This is a genomic window from Okeania sp. SIO2F4, from assembly GCF_010672385.1.
In the GTDB taxonomy this organism is placed as follows: domain Bacteria; phylum Cyanobacteriota; class Cyanobacteriia; order Cyanobacteriales; family Microcoleaceae; genus Trichodesmium.
In genome coordinates, this window is record NZ_JAAHGT010000957.1 from 1 (window position 1) to 3,674 (window position 3,674).

Here is a 3,674-nt window from a genome sequence, read left to right on the forward strand (position 1 = left end):
TCGACATTACTCCACAAAAAACAATTACAGGAGTAATAAACTTTGCCGGAGCAACTACTACTACTTGACGCAGCAAAGCAGAAATTAAACCTGTAGACTCTGCAACTCCTACTCCTAACATCGCCACAAGTACAGTACCCAGGGGAGGAAAATTAACAAAGTTGCTCACAGTCTTAGTAACTATTTTGCGGATACCGTCAGGAGTCAATAAAGAAACTGCTTCAATAGTTTCTTTGGTTGTAGGGTTTACTGCAGATAAATTTGCCAAATTAGCGATCGCGCTAATCACAATAACTGCTACAGATAGATAGAAAAATAATGTAATGGGGTCTGGCAGTTTATTGCCTACTTTTTCAATAAAAACTAGGGATCTATTAACTATGTCTAGTTTTTTAGACTTTTCTGGGGGCGGTGTTTCCGTCATCTTGACTTTTTCCTTTTCACATCCAAAATACAATTTCCCATCATCATACTATAGAAGCCATTTGGTATTTCCAGAAAAGAGGGAATAGGGAGAATTCAGTAATGGATAATGGATAATGGATAATTGATAATTGATAATTACAAGAAGGTTAAAACCGTTACGGAATTGAATATAAGGAAATTCAAGAGCATTTTTTTTCCCTTGAAAGGGGAGGTTTTTAACCTCAATTATTTAATTATTAATTATTCGGTAATTGATAATTTATGGGCAATAATTGATTGGATTTGGTATTTTGAGAGAGGTCTAATATATCCCATCTCCCCACACTCCCCACCCCCCTATCTCCCTATATTTAAGTATACAAATAGATACGCTTAGGGGTTCTATATTTTGCCTAAGTCCCGACTTTGATTACCTTTAAAGTTATTAGTTTGGCCCTGAGAAGATTTTTCCGAATGCTTAAGAAGACCATTTGTACTTAGAGAGCGATCGCTAAAATTTAATCAAAAAGATTAGGAGGTAAGGAAAAATTTATCAAAAAAATTGGGTCGCGCAACCCCTCTTTTTAAGGCGAAATGTTTTTGGAGCGGGGCTTAATATGATGTTCGGTAAAACACTTATAATCAGGCTCGTAGTTGGGCTTTAGCCCAGAGATACATATTTAGCTTGCTCAAGCCCAACTACAAACAAAGGCTTAATTATAACTAATTATGCGAACATGATATCAATCTCCGTTACAAAAACAACTGTCTTGAGTGTGTCTTACATTCTGAGGGGACCTCAGAATTACACACTCGCTTCTGACTTCTGACTTCTGACTTCTGACTTCGTTAACTCCTCACACTCTTTATCTAATTACACCAATGGGACCAGATTTGATATTATCTATAGTTGAGTGAATTATTGGTATTTAATTTCTAAATCATAATGACTAATATTGTATTAGATGTTCGTAATCTCAAAGTTCAATTTACAACTGAAGAAAAACTGGTAAAAGCAGTTGATGGTATATCCTTTACTATAAAGAAAGGGCAAACTCTAGGAATTGTTGGAGAATCAGGTTCGGGAAAATCTGTTACATCTCTGGCAACTATGGGTTTACTACTCGCAAAATCTTGCCAAATTAGCGGTGAAATTTGGTTTAATAATTCTGAAGAAAATGAAAAAAATTCTGAACCAGTAAATTTATTACAATTACCAGAACAGGAAAAACAACAATACCGGGGTGGGAAAATTTCGATGATTTTCCAAGAACCTATGAGTTCTCTAAACCCAGTTTACACTATAGGGTTTCAGTTAACAGAAGCTATTAGATTTCATCAAAATGTTTCAGCAGCAGAAGCACGACGTCAAGCAGCATCTCTACTTCAAGAGGTAAAGCTTCTCCCAAGTGATGAGGTATTGCGACAAAAATCTCTGGAGGAAATAACAGAGGATAGTCAAAATTTAGCACAGGTAAAATCCAAACGGGAATTAGCAACAATAGTAGATGCTTCAGGTAAACCTGCTTTTAGTCAAGTAGAAGAGGTAAGCGAGCGCCAAATTATGCTGCAAGTCAACCAAAAAAAGCTAGCAATGTTAGACCGTTATCCCCACGAACTTTCTGGCGGTCAAATTCAACGGGTGATGATAGCAATGGCGATTTCTTGCAACCCTACTTTATTAATTGCAGATGAACCAACAACTGCTTTAGATGTTACGGTGCAGGCAAAAATTTTAGACTTGCTGCGGGAATTGGGAGAAACCAGAGGAATGTCTATTATATTTATCTCCCATGACTTGGGGGTAATTTCTGAAGTAGCTGATATGGTAGCAGTAATGTATCAAGGCAAAATAGTTGAATATGGCAATATCAAGCAAATATTTTCTCAACCACAGCATCCTTACACAAAAGGTTTATTAGCTTGTCGTCCTCCCCTACATGGCAAAGTTTTCCGTCTACCTACTGTTTCAGATTTCATGGAAGAGGTAACAAACTCCACTGGAGAAATAGAAATTCGGGAAAAAAACACAGCAGTAACAGAACCACAAAATATAGATTTGGCAGAGGAAACAGTTGCTCAAACAACTGAAAATCCTATCTTGCAAGTTAATCATTTGCGAATCGGGTTCCCAGTCAAAGGAATGTTTGGTCAAACTCAACGTCTATTGATGGCAGTTAATGATGTTTCTTTTGCTGTTTCTCCCGGTGAAACTCTGGGTTTAGTGGGAGAGTCTGGTTGTGGTAAAAGTACCTTAGCAAGAGCAATACTCCAATTAATTCCAGTGACAAGTGGAGAGGTATTTTTTGAGGGTCAAGAAATTACAAACCCTGATGCAGGTAAGTCTGGAATTAAGCAATTTTTGGAGTCGCTGAAAAACTCTCAACCAAAAAGTGGAAAAAATCGTAATCAAGAAAGATATGAGCAAATGTTGCGGAGGTTGCGACGGGATATGCAAATTATTTTTCAAGACCCCTTTGGTTCCCTTGACCCTCGCTTAACTGTTGGCGCAGCAGTGATGGAACCAATGTTAATTCACGGTGTAGGTAATAGTTATAAAGTGAGACGCGATCGCGCAGCACATTTATTGGAAAGGGTGGGATTAACTGCTGACTCGTTAAGTCGTTATCCTTATGCTTTTTCTGGTGGTCAACGTCAACGGGTTTGTATTGCTCGTGCTTTAGCATTGAATCCTAAGTTAATTATTTGTGATGAGTCTGTTTCCGCTTTAGATGTATCGGTGCAAGCGCAAGTGCTGAATTTATTAAAAGAATTACAGGATGAATTTGGGTTGACATACATTTTTATTTCCCATGATTTGAGTGTGGTGAAATTTATGAGCGATCGGATCATGGTAATGAATCAAGGCAAAATTGAAGAAATTGGTCTTGCTGAACAAGTTTATGAGCAACCACAACGGGAATATACACGCCAACTTATTGCTTCTATTCCTACGGGAAATTTAGAGTAGTGGAGTGATACATCTAAAATGGTAGGTTCCGATAGAGTGTTATCGGGAAATAATCGACTTAATTTTCCACTTGTTGTTTTGGAGCAAAAAAAACCTCCACCAATAATGGGGGAGGCGATCTATCAGGGTGCATCTACCTTTTCTTTTTCCCATATTTATCTATTAACTCCGGAAATAATCAATTTAATTTTCCACTTGTTGTTTTGGAGCAAAAAAAACCTCCACCAATAATGGGGGAGGCGATCTATCAGGGTGCATCTACCTTTTCTTTTTCCCATATTTATCTATTAACTCCGGA

The 3,674-nt window shown here is 37.6% G+C and carries 2 protein-coding genes; one reads left to right on the forward strand and one right to left on the reverse strand.

Going from position 1 to position 3,674, the window contains the following annotated elements:
* The coding region (locus tag F6K22_RS35525; RefSeq protein ID WP_293109261.1) for an AbgT family transporter at positions 1-424 on the reverse strand (424 nt) is incomplete at its 3' end.
* 927 nt (positions 425-1,351) lie between these two features.
* On the opposite strand from F6K22_RS35525, the gene F6K22_RS35530 reads away from it, so the two are divergent.
* Positions 1,352-3,376, forward strand: coding sequence for an ABC transporter ATP-binding protein (locus F6K22_RS35530; protein ID WP_293109263.1), 2,025 nt, complete (start codon positions 1,352-1,354; stop codon positions 3,374-3,376).
* Positions 3,377-3,674: the final 298 nt, after the last annotated feature.

Bases quoted from the DNA above. Each gene is read 5' to 3' on its own strand.
- F6K22_RS35530 (WP_293109263.1), top strand. From the start codon at position 1,352: ATGACTAATATTGTATTAGATGTTCGTAATCTCAAAGTTCAATTTACA.